General features: G+C 31.2%; 23 protein-coding genes. 16 read left to right on the forward strand and 7 right to left on the reverse strand.

The window, feature by feature from the left end; genetic code table 11:
* The first annotated feature begins 192 nt into the window (after positions 1–192).
* A complete protein-coding gene (locus tag GKZ86_RS02915) occupies positions 193–585 on the forward strand; it encodes a helix-turn-helix domain-containing protein (protein WP_154781608.1) in 393 nt (130 codons plus the stop codon).
* Positions 586–769: 184 nt separating this feature from the next.
* Here GKZ86_RS02915 and GKZ86_RS02920 read toward each other — a convergent pair whose 3' ends face one another.
* Entirely contained in the window at positions 770–2,017 is a 1,248-nt protein-coding gene (locus GKZ86_RS02920) for an ABC transporter permease (protein WP_154781609.1), read from the reverse strand.
* A gap of 164 nt (positions 2,018–2,181) precedes the next feature.
* Here GKZ86_RS02920 and purH point away from each other — a divergent pair, with 164 nt between their 5' ends.
* The 6 genes from purH (at position 2,182) to rodA (ending at position 9,433) form a co-directional block, all read left to right on the forward strand.
* Positions 2,182–3,708, forward strand: a complete 1,527-nt coding sequence (gene purH, locus GKZ86_RS02925; protein ID WP_154781610.1) for a bifunctional phosphoribosylaminoimidazolecarboxamide formyltransferase/IMP cyclohydrolase — start codon at positions 2,182–2,184, stop codon at positions 3,706–3,708.
* A gap of 55 nt (positions 3,709–3,763) precedes the next feature.
* A complete protein-coding gene (locus GKZ86_RS02930) occupies positions 3,764–4,792 on the forward strand; it encodes a rod shape-determining protein (protein ID WP_007804822.1) in 1,029 nt (342 codons plus the stop codon).
* A 102-nt stretch (positions 4,793–4,894) separates the two neighbouring features.
* Complete coding sequence (mreC, locus tag GKZ86_RS02935; RefSeq protein WP_154781611.1) at positions 4,895–5,719, forward strand: rod shape-determining protein MreC; 825 nt, start codon at positions 4,895–4,897, stop codon at positions 5,717–5,719.
* On the forward strand, positions 5,712–6,218 hold the full coding sequence (locus GKZ86_RS02940; RefSeq protein WP_154781612.1) for a rod shape-determining protein MreD: 507 nt from the start codon (positions 5,712–5,714) through the stop codon (positions 6,216–6,218). The genes mreC and GKZ86_RS02940 overlap by 8 nt, the downstream gene beginning before the upstream one ends.
* Positions 6,215–8,182 (forward strand): penicillin-binding protein 2, encoded by a 1,968-nt coding sequence (gene mrdA / locus GKZ86_RS02945; RefSeq protein ID WP_154781613.1) that lies wholly within the window; start codon positions 6,215–6,217, stop codon positions 8,180–8,182. Before GKZ86_RS02940 ends, mrdA begins: the two co-directional genes overlap by 4 nt.
* A 15-nt stretch (positions 8,183–8,197) precedes the next feature.
* Positions 8,198–9,433, forward strand: a complete 1,236-nt coding sequence (gene rodA / locus GKZ86_RS02950; RefSeq protein ID WP_154781614.1) for a rod shape-determining protein RodA — start codon at positions 8,198–8,200, stop codon at positions 9,431–9,433.
* Positions 9,434–9,764: 331 nt separating this feature from the next.
* On the opposite strand, the gene GKZ86_RS02955 is transcribed toward rodA, so the two are convergent.
* The 6 genes from GKZ86_RS02955 to xrtF all read right to left on the reverse strand — a co-directional run bounded on the left by GKZ86_RS02955 (position 9,765) and on the right by xrtF (position 14,508).
* A complete protein-coding gene (locus GKZ86_RS02955) occupies positions 9,765–10,445 on the reverse strand; it encodes a DedA family protein (protein WP_154781615.1) in 681 nt (226 codons plus the stop codon).
* Positions 10,446–10,579: 134 nt separating this feature from the next.
* The gene (locus GKZ86_RS02960) at positions 10,580–10,945 is read right to left on the reverse strand and encodes a heavy-metal-associated domain-containing protein (protein WP_154781616.1); all 366 of its coding nucleotides are present in this window, start codon (positions 10,943–10,945) and stop codon (positions 10,580–10,582) included.
* Positions 10,946–10,979: 34 nt separating this feature from the next.
* Entirely contained in the window at positions 10,980–12,986 is a 2,007-nt protein-coding gene (locus GKZ86_RS02965; RefSeq protein WP_154781617.1) for a TonB-dependent siderophore receptor, read from the reverse strand.
* Positions 12,987–13,091: 105 nt separating this feature from the next.
* Positions 13,092–13,490 carry a hypothetical protein gene (locus tag GKZ86_RS02970; RefSeq protein ID WP_154781618.1) on the reverse strand — a complete coding sequence of 133 codons (399 nt, stop codon included), beginning with the start codon at positions 13,488–13,490 and terminating at the stop codon, positions 13,092–13,094.
* Positions 13,491–13,535: 45 nt separating this feature from the next.
* Complete coding sequence (locus tag GKZ86_RS02975) at positions 13,536–13,982, reverse strand: exosortase F system-associated protein (RefSeq protein ID WP_154781619.1); 447 nt, start codon at positions 13,980–13,982, stop codon at positions 13,536–13,538.
* Positions 13,972–14,508, reverse strand: coding sequence for an exosortase family protein XrtF (gene xrtF / locus GKZ86_RS02980; RefSeq protein WP_154781620.1), 537 nt, complete (start codon positions 14,506–14,508; stop codon positions 13,972–13,974). The genes GKZ86_RS02975 and xrtF overlap by 11 nt, the downstream gene beginning before the upstream one ends.
* 71 nt (positions 14,509–14,579) lie before the next feature.
* Here xrtF and GKZ86_RS02985 point away from each other — a divergent pair, with 71 nt between their 5' ends.
* The 9 genes from GKZ86_RS02985 (at position 14,580) to GKZ86_RS03025 (ending at position 26,557) form a co-directional block, all read left to right on the forward strand.
* The gene (locus tag GKZ86_RS02985) at positions 14,580–15,035 is read left to right on the forward strand and encodes a GAF domain-containing protein (RefSeq protein WP_154781621.1); all 456 of its coding nucleotides are present in this window, start codon (positions 14,580–14,582) and stop codon (positions 15,033–15,035) included.
* Between the two features lie 35 nt (positions 15,036–15,070).
* Positions 15,071–15,766, forward strand: a complete 696-nt coding sequence (locus GKZ86_RS02990; protein ID WP_154781622.1) for a hypothetical protein — start codon at positions 15,071–15,073, stop codon at positions 15,764–15,766.
* 217 nt (positions 15,767–15,983) lie between these two features.
* On the forward strand, positions 15,984–16,250 hold the full coding sequence (gene rpsO, locus GKZ86_RS02995) for a 30S ribosomal protein S15 (RefSeq protein WP_055097227.1): 267 nt from the start codon (positions 15,984–15,986) through the stop codon (positions 16,248–16,250).
* A gap of 163 nt (positions 16,251–16,413) precedes the next feature.
* Positions 16,414–18,549 carry a polyribonucleotide nucleotidyltransferase gene (locus GKZ86_RS03000; protein ID WP_154781623.1) on the forward strand — a complete coding sequence of 712 codons (2,136 nt, stop codon included), beginning with the start codon at positions 16,414–16,416 and terminating at the stop codon, positions 18,547–18,549.
* A gap of 179 nt (positions 18,550–18,728) precedes the next feature.
* Positions 18,729–19,499: a hypothetical protein gene (locus GKZ86_RS03005; protein ID WP_154781624.1), complete on the forward strand. Its 771-nt coding sequence runs from the start codon at positions 18,729–18,731 to the stop codon at positions 19,497–19,499.
* 1 nt (position 19,500) lies between these two features.
* Complete coding sequence (locus GKZ86_RS03010) at positions 19,501–22,275, forward strand: TonB-dependent receptor domain-containing protein (RefSeq protein WP_154781625.1); 2,775 nt, start codon at positions 19,501–19,503, stop codon at positions 22,273–22,275.
* A gap of 10 nt (positions 22,276–22,285) precedes the next feature.
* Positions 22,286–23,509: a DUF4249 domain-containing protein gene (locus GKZ86_RS03015; RefSeq protein ID WP_154781626.1), complete on the forward strand. Its 1,224-nt coding sequence runs from the start codon at positions 22,286–22,288 to the stop codon at positions 23,507–23,509.
* 46 nt (positions 23,510–23,555) lie between these two features.
* The gene (locus GKZ86_RS03020) at positions 23,556–24,779 is read left to right on the forward strand and encodes a DUF4249 domain-containing protein (protein ID WP_154781627.1); all 1,224 of its coding nucleotides are present in this window, start codon (positions 23,556–23,558) and stop codon (positions 24,777–24,779) included.
* 20 nt (positions 24,780–24,799) lie between these two features.
* On the forward strand, positions 24,800–26,557 hold the full coding sequence (locus tag GKZ86_RS03025) for a hypothetical protein (protein WP_154781628.1): 1,758 nt from the start codon (positions 24,800–24,802) through the stop codon (positions 26,555–26,557).
* Positions 26,558–26,639: the final 82 nt, after the last annotated feature.

The raw sequence follows: 26,639 nt of genomic DNA on the forward strand, positions 1-26,639 counted from the left end.
AAATATTTCTTAGCTTTTAACTTTAGCTAAACACATTCATACTTGTCTGAAAAATTGTATTTTTGTTTATAATATAACAGTAAATAATAGTTTTGCACCCCAGTTAAGCTATTAGAAAATGTATTAAACATAAATTCACCTGTTTTTTACTAAGATCGATTTTCTTTGAAGCAATATAAATATCTTTGAACTATGAGCATAGCAACAAAACCAAATCATATAGGACGAAAAATTAGCCGTATTCGTGAACTTAAAGACATGAAGCAAGAAGCTTTGGCTCAGGCTTTAGGAACTAATCAACAGGCAATTTCGGCTATTGAAAACAGCGAAACAATAGAGGATGGAAAACTCGCCGATATAGCAAAAGCACTTGGAGTAAGTGTTGAAGCTATAAAAAACTTTACTGAAGAAAATATGATTACTTATTTCAATAATTTTTACGACAATAGTTTTGCACATGGAATGACTAGTCCACACAATTGTACATTCAACCCATTAGACAAAGTAGTTGAACTTTATGAACGTTTAGTTCAGGTAGAAAAAGAAAAGAATGAATATTTGGAAAAATTATTAAAAGAGAAATAATCTTTTTTAAAAATATACTAACTTAAAAATCCTAAGGAAAATATTCTTGGGAATTTTTTTATATAAATTTCAAAGGAATAAATTCCCATTGCTACAAAACAAATCTCTCCTACGAAACATTACATGTATAATCAAAAACCTTAGAACCTTAACAACTCAGCATCTCGGAACCTTGAACAAAAACCTACATTCCTGTTCGAATTGCTTCAACAGGGTCAAGATTTGCGGCTGAAATTGCTGGCAAAATCCCTGAAATTAATCCGATAAGTGCGGCAAGAGTTGTTCCTAAAACAATATTTCCAAAACTTAAAACAAATTCAAAATCGAGTACTTTAGTTAAGATCAGGGCAATTCCCCAAACCATTATCAAACCTATAACTCCACCAATTACAGAAAGTATTATTGCTTCAAACAAAAATTGAAATAATATAAAACGATTTTTAGCTCCAAGTGATTTTTGAATTCCAATTAAATTCGTTCTTTCTTTTACGGAAACGAACATAATATTAGCGATTCCGAAACCTCCAACCAAAAGAGAAAATCCGCTAATAATCCACCCTACAACATTCATCTGACCAAGAATTCCATCAATAAAATCAGTAAATCCAGAAAGTACATTGATGAAAAAATTATCCATCTCCCCTGCTTTCATTCCGCGAATTGCTCGTAATTTTTGTGCAACTTCGGCTTTATAAGCATCCATATCAATACCTTTTACAGGTTTCAAAACAATTACCGGCGTCATGGCATCGTTGTCACCGTACATTCTGCGTAAAAAATTTGCCGGAAAATAAACCGAAGTATCATTACTGTCTCCAAAAAATCCTGCACCTTGTTTTTTCATTACACCAATAACGGTAAAACGTTGTCCGTATAAACGAATACTTTTTCCAATTGGATCGCTTGCACCAAAAAGTCCATCGGCAATATCATATCCTAAAACAATCACCGCAGTTCCTGAATTTGATTCTGATTCATTGTAAAATCTTCCTTTATCAAAACTTAAACCGTCAATATCGACCATTTCAAAAGAAGACGGAACCATATTTACATCGGCAACGGTTTTTGAATCGTATTTTAAACTTTCTCGGTTTACAAAAAGCTGATAACCTACCTGATCTGTATTATTTAGTGAGTTTTTTAAGTTGATATACTCATCATATTTTACGTTTGGAAATTGCTCTCTTTTCCATTGTGGAATTTCAGATGGCCCGAAGCAATATTTCATTAAATAAATCGTATTTTTATCTAAGCTGCTCAAATCTTTAGAAATTTTTCGGTCTAAAGAATCAACGGCAGCTAATACGGCAATAATCGAAAAAATACCAATTGTAACGCCCAATAATGATAATAAAGTTCGTAACTTATTATTTCGTAAAGCGTTTATGGCAAAGCTCAAACTTTCTTTTAATAATCGTAGATAAAGAAGCATATGATAGTATTTTTCAATAAAGTAAAATTCAATAAATTAAAATCAAAAACCTAATAAAAGTTAACTTACTCATCAGTAGATTTTTTTAGCATAATGTTACATTAATTTCTTTAAAATAATATTTAAAAAAACTACTTTTGCAGTCTGAAAATCATAACTACACAATGAGCACAACTAAAACAATACAATCAGCATTAATATCAGTTTTTTCGAAAGATGGATTAGAACCAATCGTTAGAAAATTACATGAACAAAATGTTACACTTTATTCGACCGGAGGAACTGAAGATTTCATTAAAAACCTTGGAATTCCTGTAGTTCCTGTTGAAGATATTACTTCTTTTCCTGAAATTTTTGGTGGAAGAGTAAAAACATTACACCCGAAAATTTTTGGCGGAATTTTAAATCGTCAGGATAACGAAAGTGATGTTCAGCAAATGAAGGAATTTGATATTCCGCAAATTGATTTGGTAATTGTTGATTTGTATCCTTTTGAAAAAACAGTTGCTTCTGGTGCAAGCGAACAAGATATTATTGAAAAAATTGATATTGGTGGAATTTCATTGATTCGTGCCGGTGCAAAAAACTTTAAAGACACTGTAATTGTGGCTTCGGTAAACGAATACAGTTTACTTTTAGATTTGATTACGGAGCAAAATGGAGCAACAACTCTTGAAAACAGAAGATTGTTTGCAACTAAAGCTTTTCATGTTTCATCTCATTATGATGGCGCAATTTTTAATTATTTTAATACAGACGAAACCATTTACAAAGAAAGTATTGCAAATGGTCAGATTTTAAGATATGGAGAAAATCCTCACCAAAAAGGATTCTTTTTTGGAGATTTTGATGCAATGTTTAAAAAAGTTCACGGAAAAGAGTTATCTTACAATAATCTATTAGATGTTGATGCTGCAGTAAACTTAATTAATGAGTTTAAAACTGACGGACCAACATTTGCAATTTTAAAACATAACAATGCTTGCGGTTTAGCTTCAAGAAAAACAATTAGTGAAGCTTATTTAGCAGCTTTGGCTTGTGATCCTACATCTGCTTTTGGTGGAGTTTTGATTGCAAACACTAAAATCGATTTGGCTACAGCTCAAGAAATCAACAAATTGTTTTGTGAAGTTGTAATTGCTCCAAGTTATGATGATGATGCAATTGAGGTTTTACAAGAAAAGAAAAACAGAATTATATTAGTTCAAAATGAAGTTGAATTACCGTCAAGACAAGTAAGAACATGTCTTAATGGTTTGTTAATTCAGGACAGAAACAATATTACAGATAATAAAGAGCATTTAAAAACCGTTACTATCACAGAGCCTACTGCTCAAGAAATAGAAGATTTGATATTTGCTTCAAAAATTTGTAAAAACACAAAATCTAATACGATTGTTTTTGCAAAAAACGGAACATTAATTTCTTCAGGTACTGGCCAGACATCAAGAGTTGATGCTTTGGTACAAGCTGTAGATAAAGCTAAAGCTTTTGGATTTGATTTAACAGGCGCTTCAATGGCAAGTGATGCATTTTTCCCATTTCCGGACTGTGTAGAATTAGCCAAAAAAGTAGGAATTACCGCAGTAATTCAGCCAGGAGGTTCAATAAAAGATGAATTAAGCATAAATTATTGCAATGAAAATAATGTTGCAATGGTATTTACAGGAACACGTCATTTTAAACATTAATTTGTTTAACTTTGTTCAAAATAATTTTTTAACATTTTAAACCCCTAAAAAACTTATGGGATTTTTTGATTTCATGACCGAGGATATTGCGATAGACCTTGGTACCGCAAACACTTTAATCATACATAATGATAAAGTTGTTATTGATAGTCCGTCGATCGTTGCACGTGATAGAATATCAGGCAAAATCATTGCTGTTGGTAAAGAAGCTAACATGATGCAGGGTAAGACACATGAAAACATCAAGACCATAAGGCCATTGAAGGATGGTGTAATTGCAGATTTTGATGCTTCAGAAAAAATGATCAATATGTTCATTAAAAGTATTCCGGCATTGAAAAAAAGAATGTTTACTCCAGCCTTAAGAATGGTAGTATGTATTCCGTCTGGTATTACTGAGGTTGAGATGAGAGCTGTAAAAGAGTCTTGTGAAAGAGTAAACGGAAAAGAAGTTTATTTGATTCACGAGCCTATGGCTGCAGCAATTGGTATTGGTATTGATATCATGCAACCAAAAGGAAACATGATTGTTGATATTGGAGGTGGTACAACTGAAATCGCCGTTATTGCATTAGGCGGAATTGTATGTGATAAATCTGTAAAAATTGCAGGTGACGTTTTCACAAATGATATCGTTTATTACATGCGTACACAACACAATTTATTTGTTGGAGAAAGTACTGCAGAAAAAATAAAAATTCAAATTGGAGCTGCTATCGAAGATTTAGATGGACCTCCTGAAGACATGTCAGTTCAAGGTAGAGATTTACTTACGGGTAAACCAAAACAAGTTGATGTTTCTTATAGAGAAATTGCTAAAGCATTAGACAAATCTATTCAACGTATTGAAGATGCTGTAATGGAAACTTTATCTCAAACTCCTCCTGAATTAGCTGCTGATATTTATAACACAGGTATTTATCTTGCAGGTGGTGGATCGATGTTAAGAGGTTTGGACAAACGTATTTCGCAAAAAACTGATTTACCGGTTTATATTGCTGAAGACCCTTTAAGAGCAGTTGTTCGTGGAACTGGAATGGCGCTTAAAAATATTGCAAAATTTAAAAGCATCTTAATAAAATAAGATCTAAAAATAATTCTTTATTAGAGTTGAATTGAATCATTCAACTCTAATAAAATTTGAAACCCAAAAGCATATCCTGAAACAAAATAACCCGAACAAGAAATGCAGCAAATTTTTAATTTCATTATAAAAAACAGTAATCGATTGCTGTTTTTGCTGCTTTTAGGTATTTCGTTGGTACTCACAATTCAATCTCATTCATTTCATAGAAGCAGAGTAATCAATTCCGCCAATTTTTTAAGCGGAGGTGTTTATGAAAGAATCAATCGCGTAAACGAATATTTGAATTTAAGAACTGAGAATGACGAACTGGTACTTGAAAACGCAAGATTAAAAAGTCTTTTATTTAATAAAGAAGACACTACAAAAATACCTTTGAGTGATAGCATAAAAGGAGTAAAACCTGCTGACATCATTGTTTCAAAAGTTATTCATAATTCATACAGCACACACGAAAACTATATTACTTTAAATTCCGGATCAAAAGAAGGAGTTAAGCAAGATATGGGCGTTATCAACAGTTTAGGAATTATTGGTGTTGTAGATAATACTTCGCCAAATTACTCAACTGTAGTGAGTATTTTGAATATGAAATCTCAGATTAATGCGAAAATTAAAAAATCAAATCACTTTGGTTCTTTAACCTGGGACGGAAAAAGCACAGGATTTGTTCAGTTAGAAGATGTTCCTAGATTAGCTTCTATCAAAAAAGGAGACACTATTGTTACCGGAGGACAATCTGTAATTTTCCCTGAAGGAATAAATATTGGAACAGTAGATGTTGTATACAAAAAAGAAAATACAAGTTTTTATGTTATAAAAGTTAAACTATTTAACGATATGACGAATCTTGGACATGTTTATATCATCAAAAGTAAAGACAGAGAAGAACTTATTAATTTAGAAAAAAAGGAGAAAGATGAATAGCGCATTGTTAGTCAATATTTTTCGATTTATTGTATTACTGGCAATTCAGGTTGTTATTTTTAATAACATGAATTTTTTAGGATACATAAGTCCTTTTCCTTATATTCTATACATCATACTCTATCCGGTAAACAGTAACAGATCAGGATTAATAATCTCGAGTTTTTTACTTGGTCTTACCATGGATATGTTTTGTAATTCTGGCGGAATCCATGCAACAGCTTGTGTTATTTTAGCCTATTACAGACCTTATATTTTCAAATTCTCTTTTGGACTGAGCTACGAATATCAAACTATTAAATTAAATGAATCACTTACACCTGAACGTTTTTCATTTATTTTAGTATCTGTTTTGCTTCATCACATCATACTTTTTGTACTTGAAGCTTTTCAATTTAAATTTGTCTGGGATATCTTATTGCGAACATTATTTAGTTCGATTTTTACGATAATCATTTCAATCATAATAATATATCTTATTAAGCCTAATAGAAGATGAGAAAAGTCCTGCTGCCCTCTTTAATTATTATTGCAGCATCTTTGCTAGTGATCAGGATCTTTTATTTGCAAATTATTGATGATTCTTTTAAATTAAAATCAGAAAATAATGCAATAAAAAAAGCGTATGACTATCCTGAAAGAGGATATATATACGACAGAAATGGTAAGTTATTAGTAGCAAATCAGGCTTCTTATGACATCATGGTTATTCCGCGAGAAATTAAGAAAGATCTAAATGTTACTGAATTCTGCAACTTACTAAGTATTGCTCCTGAAGAATATTATAAAAGAATTGCAAAAGCTAAAGTATATAGCCCACGATTACCATCAGTTTTTCTTGCACAATTAAACAAGTCAGAATTTGCTGCTTTTCAGGAAAAAATCAGAAAATACGATGGTTTTTATTTCCAGAAAAGATCTCTTCGTGATTACGAAGTAGATTATGGCGCTAATATTTTTGGTTTTATCACACAGGTAAATGAAAACTTGATTGCTAAAAACCCTTATTACAACAGTGGGGATTTAATTGGAAAACAAGGTGTTGAAGAAAGTTATGAAGAAATTTTACGCGGTATAAAAGGTGTAAAATACATTCAGAAAGATAAATACAACCGAGAAATTGGTTCTTATAAAGATGGAAAATATGATACCATTGCCGTTGCCGGAGAAGATATCAATTTAACTATAGATGCTGAACTTCAAAAGTATGGCGAGGAATTAATGATTAATAAACGAGGAGGAATTGTTGCCATTGAGCCTAAATCAGGTGAAATTTTGGCATTAGTAACTGCTCCGTCATACGATCCGGGCATTTTGGTTGGAAGACAACGTTCTAAAAACTACACGCTTTTATATCACGATTCTATTGCGAAACCTTTATATGACAGAGGACTTCTGGCGGAATATCCTCCTGGCTCTCCATTTAAAATATTGACTGGTTTAGTTGCTTTACAAGAAGGCGTTATCAATGAACAGACTACTTTTATGTGTCACCATGGATTTAGTTATGGTGGTGGTCGTTTTATGAAATGTCACGGCTTTGGCCCACATCAATTGCATAACGGTATATACAATTCCTGCAACACTTATTTTGCAAATGCTTACATGCTAACCATTAATAAATATTCTGATCCGGGTAAAGCAGTTGACGTTTGGAGTGATCACGTAAAAAGTTTTGGTTTGGGCCAGTTTATGGGATATGATTTACCAACTGGTAAAAAAGGAAATATTCCAACATCTAAAACATACAAAAAAATATACCCTAATGGAGGCTGGAGAAGCACAACAATTATATCCAACTCTATTGGTCAGGGAGAAGTTTTGATGACGCCTATACAATTAGCGAATATGATGGCGACTGTGGCCAATCAGGGTTACTATTATACGCCTCATATCATTAAACAGATTGAAGGCAAAAAAATAGATGCTAAATTTACCACTAAACACGAAACGACTATTGACAAAAAATATTTCCCTCCAGTTATAAGCGGACTATTTGATGTATATAACAAAGGAACAGCTTATGCTCTTAGAGTAGAAGGCATCGATATTTGTGGAAAAACAGGTACCGCAGAAAACTTTGCTAAGATTAACGGAAAAAGAACTCAGCTTAAAGATCACTCTATTTTTGTTGCCTTTGCTCCAAAAGATAATCCTAAAATTGCTATTGCAATTATGATCGAAAACGGAGGTTTTGGTGCTACAGTTGCAGGGCCAATTGCGAGTTTAATGATTGAGAAATATCTAAGAAAAAAGATTACAAGAAATGACTTAGAAGTGCGTGTTTTAAACAAAAGTTTAGCAAGCGAATATGCCAAATTAGGAGGAATGAATGATGCAAGTGCTATCGAATCGACTCCTAAAGATTCTGTTTTAAAAGCTAAAATTGTTGTTCCGAAAGTTCCAACAGCACCAAAAACAGAAGTTAAAAAAACAACAGTAGACACTACTAAACAGAACTAACAAGGATTATTTCAAATGAAAAATCAAAGTGTAAAAAATAATATTGACTGGATAAGTGTCTTTATCTACATTGCCTTAGTAACATTAGGGTGGTTAAATATTTATTCCTCTTCATTATTATCAACTGACGGAACGTATCAGAAACAATTAATTTTTATTGGATGTACTATTCCTCTAATTTTTGTTGTGCTGTTTGTTGATGGAAAATTTTACGAAAAGTACGCCAGTATTATCTTTGGAGTAGCCTTATTATCGTTAGCCGGATTGTTTCTTTTTGGAAAAACTATTGCCGGTCAGAGATGTTGGTATGCCATTGGAGGCTTTACAATACAACCATCTGAATTTGCAAAAGCAGCAACATCATTAGCATTAGCAAAATATCTGAGTGATACTCAAATTAATTTAAAGGAAACAAACAGGCAAATTCAGGCATTAGCTATTGTATTTTTACCCGTTATTTTGATTCTTCCTCAACCCGATCCCGGAAGTGCATTAATATATAGTATTTTTATCGTCGTTTTGTTTAGAGAAGGTTTGCCTTCATGGTATGTCTGGACAGGTTTTATTACTATATTATTATTTGTATTAACCCTTGTTTTAGAGCCCTATGTCGTAATATTAATCGCACTGGGAGTTTTAATCATTATACATTTTAAAGGTAGGGCGGTTGATCGAAATTTACTTTTAAGTGCAATACTTTTAGCATTAATTTCCGGTTTCGTTTTATCTGTGGATTATGTTTTTGATAATGTTTTCAAGCAACACCATAGAGATCGTTTTAATATCTTATTAGGAAAAAGTGTCGATATGAAAGGTATCGGATACAATACTAATCAATCTGAAATTGCAATTGGATCCGGTGGCTGGATAGGAAAAGGTTTTCTGGAAGGAACTCAGACTAAAGGAGGTTTTGTTCCTGAACAACATACCGATTATATTTTTACAACCGTTGGTGAAGAATGGGGCTTTGCAGGATCTCTTGTTGTTATTCTTCTTTTTGTTGGATTACTTTTAAGAGTAATTTATTTAGCGGAAAGGCAAAAGACAAAATTCAGTAGGGTTTATGGTTATTGCGTTGCAGGAATTCTCTTCACGCACTTTTTTGTAAACATTGCCATGGTGGTTGGAATTTTTCCAACAATTGGAGTCCCCCTACCTTTCTTTTCATACGGAGGTTCCGGACTTTGGGGATTCACAATTTTGTTGTTTATTTTCTTAAAAATGGATGCTAATAAGGTAAATGAATGGTAGTTTAGTTTAATAATTTATTATTTACAGAATTATTAAAAACTTTCATCTCTCATCTCAGATAATTAAAATTTAATTTTGAAGCTCAGCAGAATTTTCAAGATTAGATTATGTTTCCTGATTAAATAACATAGAAAATCATTCTTATAATTTCATTCTAAAAACATAGCCCACGGTTTCAACCGTGGGAAGGCAATATATTATTATCGCTCCATATCCTACTTTGAGATATAAATTAAAAAACATTAAGTACACGGATTTCAAACCTGAATACCATAAAAAAAGTCCGAAGCTTAAAACTTCGGACTTTTTTTATTTTATATTTTTTTACTCATTATATTTTTTCAACTGGTCTTTTCTTTAATAGTTTAAGTAAAACCGGGAATGTAGAGATTATAACTATAATGATTATAATATATTCTATATGTTCTTTTAGATCTATACCTTGTTTAAGGAATACTCCATATAAATAATGTCCTGAAAAAATTAATATGAAAGACCACAAAAATGAGCTCAAAATATTATAGAACATAAATTTCTTTTTATCCATAGAAACTATACCGGCAATAATTGGTGCAAAGGTTCTGAAAATTGGTAGAAAACGAGCATAAATAATTGCTTTACCACCATACTTTTCAAAGAAATCTTTTGATTGTAAAAGATATTTCTTTTTAAACAAGAAAGTATCTTCTTTTTTAAATAAGTAATATCCGCTTTTAGCACCGAACCAATAACCTGTCATGTTTCCAAAAACTCCCATAACGGCTACCAAAACGGAAAGTATAAAAACGTTTAGAAAATCATTAGGAATATAAACCACATTTTGAATTAGGTCACGACTGTAGATACCTGCTAAAAAAAGCAAACTATCTCCTGGTAGAAAAAAACCTGCGAAAAGCCCTGTTTCAGCAAAAATTATAAACAGAACAATATACAAACCAATTTGAAAACCTCCAATACTTAAAGTAATATAAAATTCAGGGTTGATTAATTGGGTCCAATCAAAATTATTCATAAAATGGTTTGGTTACATTTATAGTGTGTGAAAGTAACAATAATTTACTTTAACCACAATAAAATACGGTTTTTTAAAGATAAATTAACTATTCAAAAAAGGCCCGGACATTAAAATCCGGGCTATAAAAATAGCTATCTCTCATACTTACAACACGTATGCAAATTATCATAATCTTCCTGAGATGCTTTTACTTCTTTGGTATCATGACCTACTTTTGCAATCGCTTTATTTAAATCAGTTGGCGAACATTTCTCTTCGTTTAATATAACGGTCAGCTGATGAGAATTAATATCCCAATTTGCAGTTTTTACGCCTGGAACGCTAAAAGCAGCTTTTTCGATTCGCTTTTTGCATTGCTCACAGTTCCCGTTTACTTCTGTCGTGTATTTTAAATTCTTGTTCTTTTTAGTTTGAGCCTGAGCTGAAAATCCTAAAAAGGTGATCATTAGTATTAAAGCTATATTTTTACTTATGCTTTCGTGAATCGCTGATTTCATTTTGTTTATTATTTATTGTTATTGAAATTGATTTCTATTTTATTTTAAATCGCAATCCTGCGTAATACATCTGTCCAAAAATTGGAGCATAAGCTACAGAAGCATCAAAGTTAGGGCCAAAAGGATCATTGGCTCCTAAAATTGCTTTTTCTTGTTTATAATTCCCGATATTTTCGCCACCAATATAAACCTCAAATACAGAAGAAAAAACTCTTGTAACCTGTAAATTCATAACAGCATAAGAAGGTGAAAAATCGGTAAACTGATCTTCTACAGGATTTGTTGCGGTGTAAGGTAATTGTTGTTTTCCTGACCAATTAAACGTGTAATCAAATTTCCATTGCTTATCATTATTCAAATTGGTTTCATATTCAAGATTCCCTAAAAAACGATGTTTCGCCTGTAAAGGACGTTGGAATGTTCCTCTTAAATAATCGGTTTGAATATCATAATATTTATAAGCTGTTCTTAAATTCAAATTATGAATTAACTCATAATTAAATTCTATCTGCAAACTGTTTGCAAACGAATTTCCTTTTAGATTATAGAACAAAACTTGCTGTGGACTTTGCATTACATCGACAACGGCCTGATTTTGAAAATCGGTTCGGTAAAGATCGAAACCTGCTTCGGCATTTTTATTGAAAATTTTGAATTTCTGAGAAAAGCTAATGCCGTAATTCCAGGCTATTTCAGGATTTAAACCATAAATTTTTCCATTATTATCTAAAATCGAAAAAGTTCTTGAACTTGCAAAAAGCTGTTGATTTTCTGCAAAAATATTAGCAGAACGTTTTCCTCTTCCTGCAGAAAAACGAAGAACCCCATCCTTCCAAGGATTGTATCGTACATGCAAACGCGGTGTTACAAAAAAACCTAATCTATTATGATTATCAACTCTTCCGCCTAATATCACACTGAAATTATCGGTATTATCGTAAGTGTATTCAAAAAATGCTCCAACCGAATTATCAATTCTGCTATAATCATTTACATTCACAAACTCTTGGTATTGATCATACGTAAAATTTAATCCCGTTGTAAATTTATGCATTGTATTATTGATAATCGAATTGAAAATTAAGTTCGAATAAAAACTGTTCTGCTTAATATCATATTGGTTTAAACCAAAGTAAGAATCTTGATTATGGCTATTAAAAGCATTTTGAAAGCCAATACTCTGATATGGCATATCTTTAAAAACATATCCAATTTTTGTAGAAACTTCAAAACGTTCTGTATTTATTTCTGAACCCCAATGATTGGTTGTTCCACGATCTCTGTCTTTATCAAAATCAACTTCGCCAGTTTGTTTTTTATCATTCATATATCTAAAATTGATAAAACTTACCAAGCCACTTTCGGGATTATAATATTGATATCGATTTAAAACATTAATTTGTTTCCCTAATGGATTATCCAGAAATCCGTCGTTATTCATATCGTTTTTTGCCACGCGTGTATTTCCGTGAACAAACAAACTTGTGGCCCATTTATCAGATAATTTTTTATTGAAATGGGTATTAAGTTCAAAACGAGAATCTGTAGATCCGTAAGCGTTTAGAAAAAACGGAATATCACTTAAAGGTTTTAAAAGTTCTGTATTGATTTGGCCTGAAATACTTTCGTAACCATTAATAACGCTTCCGGCACCTTTGGTAATCTGAACACTTTCGATCCAGGTTCCAGGCGTAAAAGATAATCCATATGCTTGGGAGGCACCACGAACGGAAGGAATATTTTCTTCGGTAATCATCAAATACGGACTTGTTAAACCCAGCATTTTTATTTGTTTGGTTCCTGTTAAAGCATCTGAGAAATTAACATCTATTGATGGATTGGTTTCGAAACTTTCGGCCAAATTACAACATGCAGCTTTAAGTAGTTCTTTACTTGTAACTAAAGTTGTATTAGAGGTAAGTGTATAGGATTTTTTAAGTCCTTTTTGTTTTTTTGTAATCTTTACTTCTTCCAAATCTTCTTGCGAAAACACAGAAACAGATAGTAAAAGCATAACAAAAAGTGTTATATTTTTTTGCATAGAAAATGATTTTAATATTATTTAGAATATCTGAAGTTTTCAATAAGTGAAAAACATTCAAATAAGTAATACAAGCCATATATGGCTTGATTCTAAATATTAAAATCAGGAATAAAAAATATATTGATGGTATAACTTGAATAAGGGGGGCGCATTCGCATCAGAATAATACGAAATGATTTGATTGCTCTTGAAATTCGGAATTGATAAAAAAGCAATTGGCTTAAATTCCTGAATTACTGCAGGAAAAGCAATCTGAAAAAAGAATATTTTAAAAGTAGCATCATCTGATTTTTTTTCAAAATGAACCACTTTGTCTTTACAACAAGAAGATTTTTTTTCGGATGCGCCACAGCATTTTTTTTCTGGTGCGGCAGAAGCTGTTGTATTTAAAGAAACGGAAGCAATTTTACCTCCACAATAATGCACATCAAAAGCAAACCCAATGTTGGAAACCAACAATAGGAACGCTAAAAATAATCCGGTGCACTTTCTTAACTTCATATTGCAAAACTATCTAAAAGACTTGAAAAAAGATGTAATAAAATGTTATTTTTTAAGATTTTGCTGCTGATAATAAAATGCAGGAATAAAAAGTAAGACAAATATGGGCTGAATAATAAATCTTCTAACATAAAAAAGAAGCCAGCTCCCATCAGGATAATAATTAAGAATTGCCAAAAACATTCCTAAAAGAAATATTAAAAAAAACACATATAAAAAAATGCTAAACTTAACAATATCAATATCCTGAAATAAGGAATAAATCAATAACACTGACAAAATAGTGTTTAAAAAATATCGGAATAAAAGTCCTTCAAAGAGTTTTAAAGCATCAACTTGCGGAAAAGCCATATCTTTAATTTCACCACTAAAATAAGGCAAAAAAGGATCATAAAACAATTCTCTTTCAAAAGCCCTAATAATGGCAAAACACAGAACAACTATGATTGCAATTATTATTTTCAACTTATGTTCCAGAATTTTATTTAGCATATTTTGAAAATTTATTCACCCAAATAATCCACAAAAGAAAAACTAATCCGTAAATTATTAACGGAAACAGAACTCCGTGCAAAATATGTTCTTTTTCAGGAAAATGAAATAATAAAATCGTTAATGACGCAATTCGAATAACATTTAATACATATATAATAAGGCCTCCAAATAGAATAAAAATTAACGTTGTTTTAATTTTTCCGGAAAAAGCAATTACGAAAGAAATAAATAGAATAATAACACTTACAGCATTACAGCCTTCAACAATTCTAAGTGTGTACTTTTTATTATACCAAACCTCAAGACAAGGATTCGAAATGCTTTTAAAAATATTTACATCAGAATTAAATAAGTGCATTAGCTGATCGACATTACGACCAACAATATTGCTTATTCCGTCGATATCATTTGTTTCAAAACTATTTAGATAATATCTATAAGCCACTGTAAGTAAGATATAAGCAGCAAAAAATGTGCTTATGAAAATTAAAAACGGCTTAAATTGAAGTAAATATTTTCTCAAAGGATTTTTTTTTCAAATTTATGCTTTTTTTGAGTTCAGCTTTAAATACTTTTGTATAAAATTTTTATACTATGACATTTCAGGAATTACAACCAAAAATAAGTGCTATTGTAGCCGACACAAATCTAGTTAGAGACGAAAAACTATTAACTATCTGCCAATTACTAAACGAAAACGTTGAATATTATAACTGGGTTGGTTTTTATTTTGCCAATCACGAAAACAAAACTTTGCACTTAGGCCCTTATGTAGGTGCTGAAACCGACCATACTGTTATTCCTTTTGGAAAAGGAATTTGTGGACAGGTTGCTGAAAGCAATGCCAATTTTGTTGTGCCGGATGTAGCTGCTCAAGACAATTATATTGCTTGTAGCTTTACTGTAAAGTCTGAAATTGTGGTTCCTTTATTTGTAAATGGAGTGAATATTGGCCAAATTGATATTGATAGCCACGTTATAGATCCTTTTACAGAAGCTGACGAAAGATTTTTAGAGTTTGTGAATCAAGAGGTTGCTAAGTTATTCTAAAAGACCTTTTTTAATGTATAAAAAAATAGATCTGAATGAAAAAAAATGTATTCATTATATTTCTTCTTATAAGTTCAGTCAATCTATTTGGGCAAATTAATCTTGTTTCAAAGAAAATTTTCCTTGACTCATTAAATCGTGAAGCTACACCCGAAAACTATGTCTACACAAGAGTAATAACTAATTATTCTCAAAAAAGCGCGCGCTACGTTGTAACCGATTTTTACAAAAACGGAAGAAAAAAAATGACGGGCTGCACTTTAGATAAAGGCATTTTAAAAAAGGATGGAGAGTTTATTTATTATTTTAAAAATGGATCGAAAGAATCTGTTGTAAATTATTCTGAAGATCATAAAGTTGGCAAAGAAATTAATTGGTACGAAAACCAAAGTAAAAAATCTGAGAAACAGAATTCGTGGAATCCTAAAACCAAAACATCTCAAACTTTAATTCTTAATTTTTGGGATGAAAATAAAAATCAAACCGTAGTTGATGGAAATGGCGAATATGAGGAAAATGATGGCATTATAACTCAAAAAGGAATTATTAAAAACGGTTTAAAACAGGGTGTTTGGATAGGAAATGATGCTTTACGCAAAGTTTCATTTACAGATAATTATGATCAGGGAATTCTAATTTCGGGAACAAGTGTAGACGAGAACAATATAAAACTTTCCTATTCTTCTTTAGCAGAAAAACAAACTGGTAAAAAGGTTCTTAAATTAAAATAAGTTTTAGTTTGATAATTAGCCTCGAAACCAATCATAAATAGCTATATTTAAAACCAAACTACTTTAAAATCAGCAAAAAAGGATTATTTACACCTGAATTTGATTAATTATTAAAATTTTCAAAGTTTAAATTTATTTTTTCGGAAAAAAGATGTAATTTTGCACCCGTCTTACAAAGGATGTATGACATACATAAAAATCATTAAATAATATTGGAATGTATTTAACTAAAGAAAAGAAGGAAGAGATTTTTGCACAACACGGTGAAGCAACAAACACTGGAAAAGCAGAAGGTCAGATTGCATTGTTCACTTACAGAATTTCACACTTAACTGAGCACTTGAAAAAAAATCGTCACGATTACAACACTGAGCGTTCACTTGTACTATTAGTAGGTAAAAGAAGAGCTTTGTTAGATTACTTGAAAAAGAAAGAGATCAACAGATATCGTGAGATTATCAAAGTATTGAATATCAGAAAATAATCAATATAGAAAAGAGGTGCGAAAGTGCCTCTTTTTGTTTTTACATTACAAGCATTTTATAAGAAAAAAAGTTTGGTTTTTCATTGGGTTTTAGATTAACAACAACTACACACAACAACTACAACACAACTAAAACCCATTGTATAACCAATAAGGAAAAATTATGATTCCACAATTATTTGTAGAAAAGATCGATTTAGGTGATGGAAGAAGCATCACAATCGAGACGGGTCGTTTAGCTAAACAAGCTGACGGTTCGGTAGTAGTAAGAATGGGCGACACGATGATACTTGCAACAGCAGTTTCAGCTCGTAGCGCTAACCCAGCGGTAGATTTTTTACCATTAACGGTAGATTATCGCGAAAAATTTGCAGCAGCAGGTCGTTTCCCTGGTGGTTTCTTCAAGAGAGAAGCTCGCCCAAGTGATAGCGAAGTATTAACAATGAGATTAGTAGACCGTGTTTTACGTCCGCTTTTCCCAGACGATTACCATGCTGAAACGCAAGTTATGATTCAATTAATGTCTCATGATGAAGAAGTTATGCCAGACGCTTTAGCTGGTTTAGCAGCATCTGCAGCATTAGCAGTTTCAGACATTCCTTTTTATAACTTAATTTCAGAAGTACGTGTTGCACGTATTGACGGAAAATTTGTTATCAATCCAAGCAGAGAAGATTTAGAAAAATCTGATATCGATATGATGATTGGAGCTTCTATGGATTCTGTTGCAATGGTTGAAGGAGAGATGAAAGAAATCTCAGAAGCTGAAATGGTTGAGGCAATTAAATTTGCTCACGAAGCTATTAAAGTTCAAATTCAGGCACAATTACGTTTGCAAGCTGCTTTTGGTAAAAAAGAAATTCGTACTTACGAAGGTGAAAAAGAAAATGAAGAAATTTACAAAAAAGTAAAAGCTGCAGCATACGATAAAATATATAATATTGCAAAAGTTGGTTCAGCTAAACATGAAAGATCCGCTGCATTTGCTGAAGTAAAAGAAGAAGTAAAAGCTTTATTTACAGAAGAAGAATTAGCTGCTGATGGAGATTTAGTTTCTAAATATTTTTACAAAACAAACAAAGAAGCTGTTCGTAATGTAGTATTAGAATTAGGTGTTCGTTTAGATGGTAGAAAAACTACAGATATCAGACCAATTTGGTGTGAAACTGATTATTTACCAAGAGTTCACGGTTCATCTTTATTTACACGTGGAGAAACTCAAGCATTGGCTACAGTAACTTTAGGAACTTCCAGAGAAGCAAACCAAATCGATTCTCCATCTGAGCAAGGTGAAGAGAAATTCTACTTACACTATAACTTTCCTCCTTTCTCAACTGGTGAAGCAAAACCATTAAGAGGAACTTCAAGAAGAGAAGTTGGTCACGGTAACTTAGCTCAAAGAGCTTTAAAAAACATGATTCCTGCTGATTGTCCTTACACAATTCGTATTGTTTCTGAGGTTTTAGAATCTAACGGTTCTTCTTCTATGGCTACAGTTTGTGCCGGAACAATGGCTTTGATGGATGCTGGAGTTCAAATGGTAAAACCAGTTTCTGGAATTGCTATGGGATTAATTACTGACGGTGAGAAGTTTGCTGTATTGTCTGATATTTTAGGTGATGAAGATCATTTAGGAGATATGGACTTTAAAGTAACCGGAACTGCTGACGGTATCACTGCTTGTCAAATGGACATTAAAATTGATGGTTTACGTTACGATATTATGGAGCAAGCTTTAGGGCAGGCACGTGAAGGACGTTTACACATTTTAGGAAAATTGACTGAAACTATTGCTGCACCAAGAGCTGATGTAAAAGCTCATGCACCAAAAATCATTACCAGAACTATTCCTGGAAACTTTATTGGAGCATTAATTGGACCTGGTGGAAAAGTAATTCAGGAATTACAAAAAGCTACAGGAACAACTATTGTAATCAACGAAGTTGATGAGCAAGGTGTTATCGAAATCTTAGGTACAGATCCTGCTGGAATTGAAGCAGTATTGGCTAAAATTAAGTCAATCACTTTCAAACCTCAAATGGGAGAAGCTTATGAAGTAAAAGTAATTAAAATGTTAGATTTTGGAGCTGTGGTTGAATATACTGCTGCACCAGGAAATGAGGTTTTATTACACGTTTCTGAATTAGCTTGGGAACGTACTGAAAATGTTACTGATGTTGTAAACATGGGTGATGTATTCGAAGTAAAATACTTAGGTGTTGATCCTAAAACGAAAAAAGAAAAAGTGTCAAGAAAAGCGCTTTTACAAAGACCTCCACGTGAGGACAAAAAAGAGTAATCAGATCTTAGTTTACTAAAGGTTTATTCATAGAAAACCCCAATTCATTTATTTGAATTGGGGTTTTTCGTTTAAACCATAAACATTATATTACAATTTAACACCTTAACTCAATTTTTGTAACATTTTTTTGATACTTTTGAAATTACCAAAACAAAACATTAAAACCATACAATCCTTTGAAAAATTATCAAAAAAAATCTGCATTCCTTATTTTATTTGGATTATTCATAAATATTTACTCTATACACAGCCAAACAAATAATGACGTCGCTTTGTACAATTGGTTTGATAAAGCTGTTGGCAAAGAAAACTTAGAGCTTTATAATGGACCACGTCATATAAACTTTTACAGAACATTTGACAAGAGCCATAGTTATTACATTTCAGAAGATTACAGCAATGGTAATCTCAATTATCAAGGTCAAAATTATTACAACCTCAACCTCAAATATGATGTTAATAATGACCTTTTAGTTTTGAAATCTGTTGGCGAATACGAATATTTAGGCATAAACCTAATCAAAGAAAAAACTGCTTATTTTACTCTTCAAAACAAAAAATTCATTAATATCGAAATTAATAATCCTGAACATCCTGCTTACATGACTGGTTATTATCAGGAAATTGTTTTTTCGAAGAACAACACACTTTACATAAAACATCATAAAAGAAGAGAAAAAGTTATTGATGCTCAAAAAATCTCTGATGGAAGTAATGCAAATTCATCAGATAGATTTAAAGAAAAAAACGAATTTATACTGAAGTACAAGAATGAATACTACAAAATAGGTTCAAAAAGCGATGTTATAAAAATTTTCCCTGAATATAAAGGCCAAATAAAAAAATATTATAACAATAACAGTCAGTTAGAGGAATCAGATAATAAACTTTTTATTGAAAATTTAATAAAAGAAATAAACAATCTTCTTCCTAATGCTTCCAATTAAAATGAAAAAAATTATACTCGCCCTATTTTTATTAACTTTTCATGCATTATCATTTAGTCAGGAAAAAACAAATAAAATATCAATCGAATTTAATAATGCTGACATAAAAACAGCTTTAGAAAACATTGAAAAATCTACAGGTTATAAATTTTACTTTGATCAGAATTGGTTTAATACTAATCCTATTATAATTAATAAAAGTTATAATAATATCTCCGTTGAAGATTTATTGAATAGTATTTTCGAAAAAACTGATTTTAATTATTTTTTTTCTGGTAAAAAAATAATTTTAACAAAAAACAGTATAATCTATGATACGTTGCCGAACGATTATTTTGAAACTCCAACAATTTCTCAAACTAATAAAACGGAAAACAAAACTTCAGCAAAACCAATATTTAAGCAGCAATATGATACAATAAGTAATAATGTTGCTTCAAACGTAACTTACATTGGAAAAGAAAAAAAGTCAGGAGAATCAAAATCATACACTATTTCAGGTTTTATAAAAAACAAAAAAACAAATAAAGTACTTTCTAATGTAAGTATCAAGGTACGTGATAAAAACACGAGCACAATTACTAATGATGAAGGTTATTATACTATTGAAGTACCGTATGGCCTTAATTATATTGAAGTAGAATCAATAAATCATAAAAAAGACATAGAAGCTATTATGGTTTATGATAATGGTAAGTTAGACATAAGTCTTTATGAAAATATAAATGAATTAGACGAAGTAATTATAAAGAAAAATGCAGATAAAAATGTCAAAAACGTTATTGCAGGAGTTTCAAGTATTGATGTTGAAGGGATAAAAAACATTCCTTTAGTGCTTGGTGAAAGAGATATCTTTAGAGTAGCTACAACTTTACCCGGAATAAAAACAACTGGAGAAGGTTCTGCAGGATTTAATGTCAGAGGAGGAAAAGACGATCAAAATTTAATACTTTTAGATAATGCTGTTCTATACAATACATCACATTTTCTGGGATTTTTCTCTGCTGTTAATCCATACACTACAAGCAAAGTAGATATTTATAAAGGTAGTATTCCTTCAAGATTTGGAGGAAGATTATCATCTGTTTTTGACATTACAACAAAAAATGGCAATCCTGAAAAATTTTCCGGAGAAGGAGGAATTGGATCTGTAACCAGCAATCTTTCTATCGGAACTCCAATAATAAAAAATAAATCAAGTTTATTGGTTGGCGTAAGAACTACGTATTCTGAATGGATTTTAAAAAGTCTCAAAGATGAATCTTTAAAAAATAGTGAGGCAGCATTTTTTGATGGAATTCTAAAATACAATCACAAGATAAGTCCTAATAATAATATTGAATCTACATTCTATTACAGTAAAGATCGTTTCAGCATCTCTTCAGATTCGGTTTATAAATATAGTAATGCATTAGTTTCATTAAAATGGAACCATTCATTTAACTCCAAAAGCAAATTAGACTTAATATTGACAAATAGTGAATATAAATTCAATATTGATTATGACAATGGCGGATTAAATTCCTTTGATTATGGATATAAATTAAATGAAACTCAATTTATTATAAACGGAAATTACACGTTTAATAATAAACATGCATTTAATTATGGTGTTTCAAGCAAGCTTTATAATGTTTCTCCGGGTTATTTAAATCCTAAAGACCCTGCATCGACCATAATTCCAATAAAAATAGATGATGAAAAAGCTTTAGAATCTGCTATTTATTTTGCAGACAACTATACTTTAACCGAAAAAATATTAATCAGCCTTGGATTGCGTTATTCAACATTTTCAGCTCTAGGTGAATCAACACAGAGAATTTATGAAACCAATGCTCCGATTAATGACAATACAGTAATTGGAAGTCAATATTATAAAAAGAATGAAGTTATTAAGACATATGGTGGTTTTGAACCAAGAATAGCTATGCGTTATTTATTTACTGATGATTTTTCTGTAAAAGCAAGTTATGATAAAACTTTTCAATACATTCATTTGTTAACAAATAATACTACCCAATCGCCCACAGATTCATGGAAGTTGTCTGACTTGAATATAGCTCCACAAAATGCACAACAATTTTCGTTAGGATTTTATAAAAATCTGGATAATGATAATATAGAATTAAGTATTGAAGGTTACTATAAAAAATCTGACAATATTCTGGATTATAAAGTAGGATCTGAATTATTATTAAAGGAAAACACTGAAACACAACTATTACAAGGCGAAGGAAAAGCGTATGGAGTTGAATTATTGCTTAAAAAAAATGCAGGAAGACTTAATGGCTGGCTTGGATACACTTATTCACGTACATTTATAAAATCAGACAGTCCGTTTAACGAAGAAAAAGTTAATAACGGCAAGTATTTTCCAACGAATTTTGACAAACCTCATGAAGTGAGTGCTGTGTTAAATTATAAATTTACAAAAAGGTATAGTTTATCAAGTAACTTTGTCTATCAATCAGGAAGACCTATTACCTATCCTATTGGTAGTTATGTTTACAACGGCTTAGAATATACATTGTATAGTGACAGAAACAAATTTAGAATACCAGATTATTATCGATTGGATGTTGGTTTTAATATCGAAGGAAATCACAAAATTAAAAAGTTATCACATAGTTTCTGGAATATATCAATCTATAATCTGTTAGGAAGAAACAATCCGTACTCTATATTTTTTGTTACAACAAATGGTGAGATAAAAGCATATAAAACGTCGATTTTTTCAGTGCCTATCCCAACCATAACTTACAATGTTAAATTTTAATATAAAATAAATGGAATTTATAATTAGACATACCAAACTTTTATATAAAACATTTGTTTTAATACTTTTCTGTCTTACCGTTGGTAGTTGTACAGAGCAATATGTCTTTCAAAATAGCAAAACATTCGAAAGTATACTGGTAGTTCAGGGAAATATTACAAATGAATTAAAAAAACAGGAAATTAAGATTACCAGAACCTATCGTCTTGAAGAAAATGGTCCAGCTTTTGAAAAAGGGGCAATCGTTTATGTAACCGATAGTGAAAGTAATACTTATGAATTTGAAATTGAGGATTTTTCCGGACTTTATGTTTCAAAAAACCCTTTTCAGGCAGTTTCTGGAAGATCTTATCAATTAAACATTACAACTACAGACGGAAAATCATATTCTTCATCATCTGAAACTTTAACTACTGTTAATGAGATTAATGTAGAACCAAAAATTGAAACTATTGATGGTAATAAAGGAGTCCAAATAGTTGTTAGCAGCAATGATCCAAGTGCAAAATCGCGATTCTACAGATACGAATATGAAGAAACATATAAAATAGTATCTCCCTATTGGTCACCAAACAAACTCATAGTAGACCCTAATGACTTAAGCCAAATGCCAAATTTCTTAAGGGTTCCAAGAGATAAGGAAACAAGAGTTTGCTATTCAACAAAAAAATCAGACGATATAATCTTATTGAATACAGTAGGCTTAAGTGAGGATAGAATTAATTTGCCAATACGTTTTATAGATATTAAAAACCCTATTATTAGTGAGCGATATAGTATTTTAGTACGCCAATATGTTCAAAATTTAGAATCATATACTTTTTACAAAACATTAAAAAGTCTTTCTACTTCTACAAGTCTCTTTTCACAAGTTCAACCAGGGTTTAATTATGGAAATTTAAAATCAACTGACGATCCTAACGAGAAAATAGTAGGTTATTTTGAGGTATCATCTATTTCATCAAAAAGAATTTTCTTTAATTTTAGAGATATCTTTATTGATGACCCCAACTTTCCTCCATTTTTTGTTGATTGTACACCAGTTGAGTTAGCTAACTGCTGGGTTCAGTATTGCTCAGGATATACAATTCTGGCCTTAGTAAGATCATCTAACCCATCATTTGTATATTACTCAGACAGAGATAATTTGGCAACGATTATATTTGTTCCTCCACCTTGTGGAGATTGCACTTCAATTTCATCTAACATTAAACCTTTATTTTGGATAGATTAAAAAAGTAGTATCAATAAATTATATTGTTAAAAATTTACGGAAATTAATGAAATTTATAATTCGACATATCGACCGCTCGAAATTTGTTTTTGTACTTCTTTGCCTTTCTCTTGGCAGTTGTACAGAACAATATATTTTTCAAAATAGCGCTACATTTGAAAGTATACCCGTGGTACAGGCAAATATTACCAATGAATTAAAAAAACAGGAAATAAAGATCACCCGAACATATCGTCTTGAAGAAAACGGACCAACTTTTGAAAAAGGAGCAATTGTTTATGTAACCGATAGTGAAAATAATACTTATGAATTCGAAGCAGAAGATTTTTCTGGACTTTACATTTCAAAAAAACCTTTTCAGGCAGTTCTGGGAAGAACTTATCAATTAAACATTACAACTCAAGATGGAAAATCATATTCTTCGTCATCTGAAACTTTGACTCCTATTAATGAAATTCAGGTTGAACCAAAAATCGAAACAATAGACGGAGAAAAAGGAGTACAAATAGTTGTTACTAGCTATGATCCAAATGGAAAATCACAATTTTACAGATTCGAATATGATGAAACCTATAAAATAGTATCTCCCGATTGGAAGCCAAATAAACTGATTTTAGATCCAAGTAATCCGGGTCCGGACTTCACTTATCTTAGTGTCCCTAGAGATAATAGCGAATCAAGAATATGTTTTACGACAAATAAATCAGACGATTTGATGTTAATAAGCAATGTTGGTCTCAACGAAGATCGTATCAATTTGCCAATACGTTTTATAGATATAAAAAGTCCGATGCTTTATGAGAAATACAGCATCATAGTTCGTGAATATGTTCAAAATTTAGCATCTTACACGTACTACAGTACCTTAAAAAAACTTTCCTCTTCTGAGAGTCTATTCTCACAAGTTCAACCGGGGTTTAATTATGGTAATTTAAAATCAAATGACAATTCTGACGAAAAAATAGTTGGTTATTTTGAAATATCATCAGTTTCATCAAAAAGAATCTTTTTTAAGTTCAGAGATATATTTATTGACGATCCATATCCTCCGTTTATTGCTGATTGCAGTCAGACAATAGAATTATCAAATTGCTTTACAACTAAATTTTGCAGAGGCCCGCAAATATACTTGATAGTTACTGGGTCTGGAACAGAATATGTCTATTATGCAACTCTTAATAAAGGTGCTTCTTATGTTTTTACTCCTGCACCTTGTGGCGACTGTACTAAAATTTCCTCTAACATTAAACCTTTATTTTGGATAGATTAAAAAAAATAACCAGTATCATAATGCTAATAGCAATTCATACATTCGCTATTGCACAAAATCGTTTGCCGAACAAAAATGAAATTATAAGTAAATCTACTAATGAAAGTATTTTTGTTCATTTAAACAATACGACATTAATTGTGGGCGAAACATTACACTGTAAATTGTATAGTCTAAACCCAGTAAACAATACTTTCAGTAAAATAAGCAAAATTGCATATGTGGATCTTGTTAATAATGAGAACCAGATTATTTTTACGAATAAAATTTATCTGGATAACGGCAGAGGACAAGGTAATTTTTTTATACCAACAACAATTGAAACAGGCAGTTACAAGCTTATAGTTTATACAAATTGGATGTTAAACAAGATTGACAACAAAGTCAATACGACTGATCTTTTATTAATTAATCCATACATCGTTAATAAAAAAGCAACCTCTTCAAAAGATTCTCGCTCGCAAAAGAGTCAAGCAGAAACTTTAGGAAATAATTCAGTTGCTGAAAATTCAGATAAAGACAATGGTTTCGCAATAGAAATTAATAAAAGAACGTTTCAGGAAAGAGAACAAGTTTCCTTAAAAATAAAATCATTTATTTCTAAAGATTTTAAAGGAAGTTACTCTATCTCTGTAAAGAAAATTGATGATCTTCCGTTTAAAAAACAAATGACTGCTTCTGAATTTGTAAAATTTAAATCTACTAACGAACTAACAAATGCGTTAAAAGATTCAATCCTATTTCTTCCCGAACTTCGAGGAGAAATAATATCAGGTACTATTATAAACAATAAAGACCCAAAACAGGTTGCCGGTAAAAATATAGCATTGTCATTACCTGGTAAAGATTTTGCATTTAAAATTGCTAAAACAAACCAGTTTGGAAGATTTAACTTTATTCTGGATAAAGATCCAAACTTCACTAACGCTATTTTTCAGGTCTTCGAAAATGATAAAAATGACTATAAAATAGAGATTGACAATAACAGAGGTTACAATAAGTTGTCTGAGTTAAAAATTGCTGATGAGCTTAACCTAACTGCTGATTATAAAAACAGCATCGAACAAAGATCAATAGCGAATCAAATTGAGAATGCTTATTATTCTTTAAAAAAAGACAGCATACCTACTAATTCAAAAGCAATCCCATTTTACCAGCCTTTATCAAAAGAATATATACTAAGCGATTATACCAAGTTTCCTAGTTTGAAAGAAACAATTACAGAAGTTCTAAAAGAAGTATATTACCGTGAAAAAGACAATAATTACTCTTTAGGGGTTAGGGATGTGAATTATGATATGAATTATTTTTCTGAACCAGCATTGGTGTTAGTTGATGGGTTATTAATTCAAAATGTCAACGAGTTATTTAATTATAAAACAGAAAACATATATAAAGTTAATATCGTTCCGGGTATATATTTTTATGGCCCAAAGGCTTTTAACGGAATTATAAACTTTACGACCAAAAATAATGATTACATAACTTCAGCTAAAGGAGATTATATTTTAAAAACAGAAATCCAAAGGCCTCAGAATACTATATCAGCATTCAAGCAAGATTATACTGACAAAGAGAAATATGACAGAATTCCGGATTATAGATATCAGTTGCTTTGGCAACCGGAAGTATCTTTAGAAAACCCGGAAACTACAATTACTTTCTTTACTTCTGGTGTGTCAGGAACATTCGAAATAAATTTAGAGGGATTTACAAATGAAGGAATCCCTGTATCGTTAAGAGAAACTTTTGAAGTAAAAGATTCGACAGCAAATTAAAATTAAGTTCTAAAAAGAAAATCTCATACTTAAAAAAGCCCAATTCAAATAATGAATTGGGCTTTTCCATTTTTATAAAGTT

The sequence above is a fragment of the Flavobacterium sp. LC2016-13 genome (assembly GCF_009707955.1).
Classification (GTDB): Bacteria; Bacteroidota; Bacteroidia; order Flavobacteriales; family Flavobacteriaceae; genus Flavobacterium.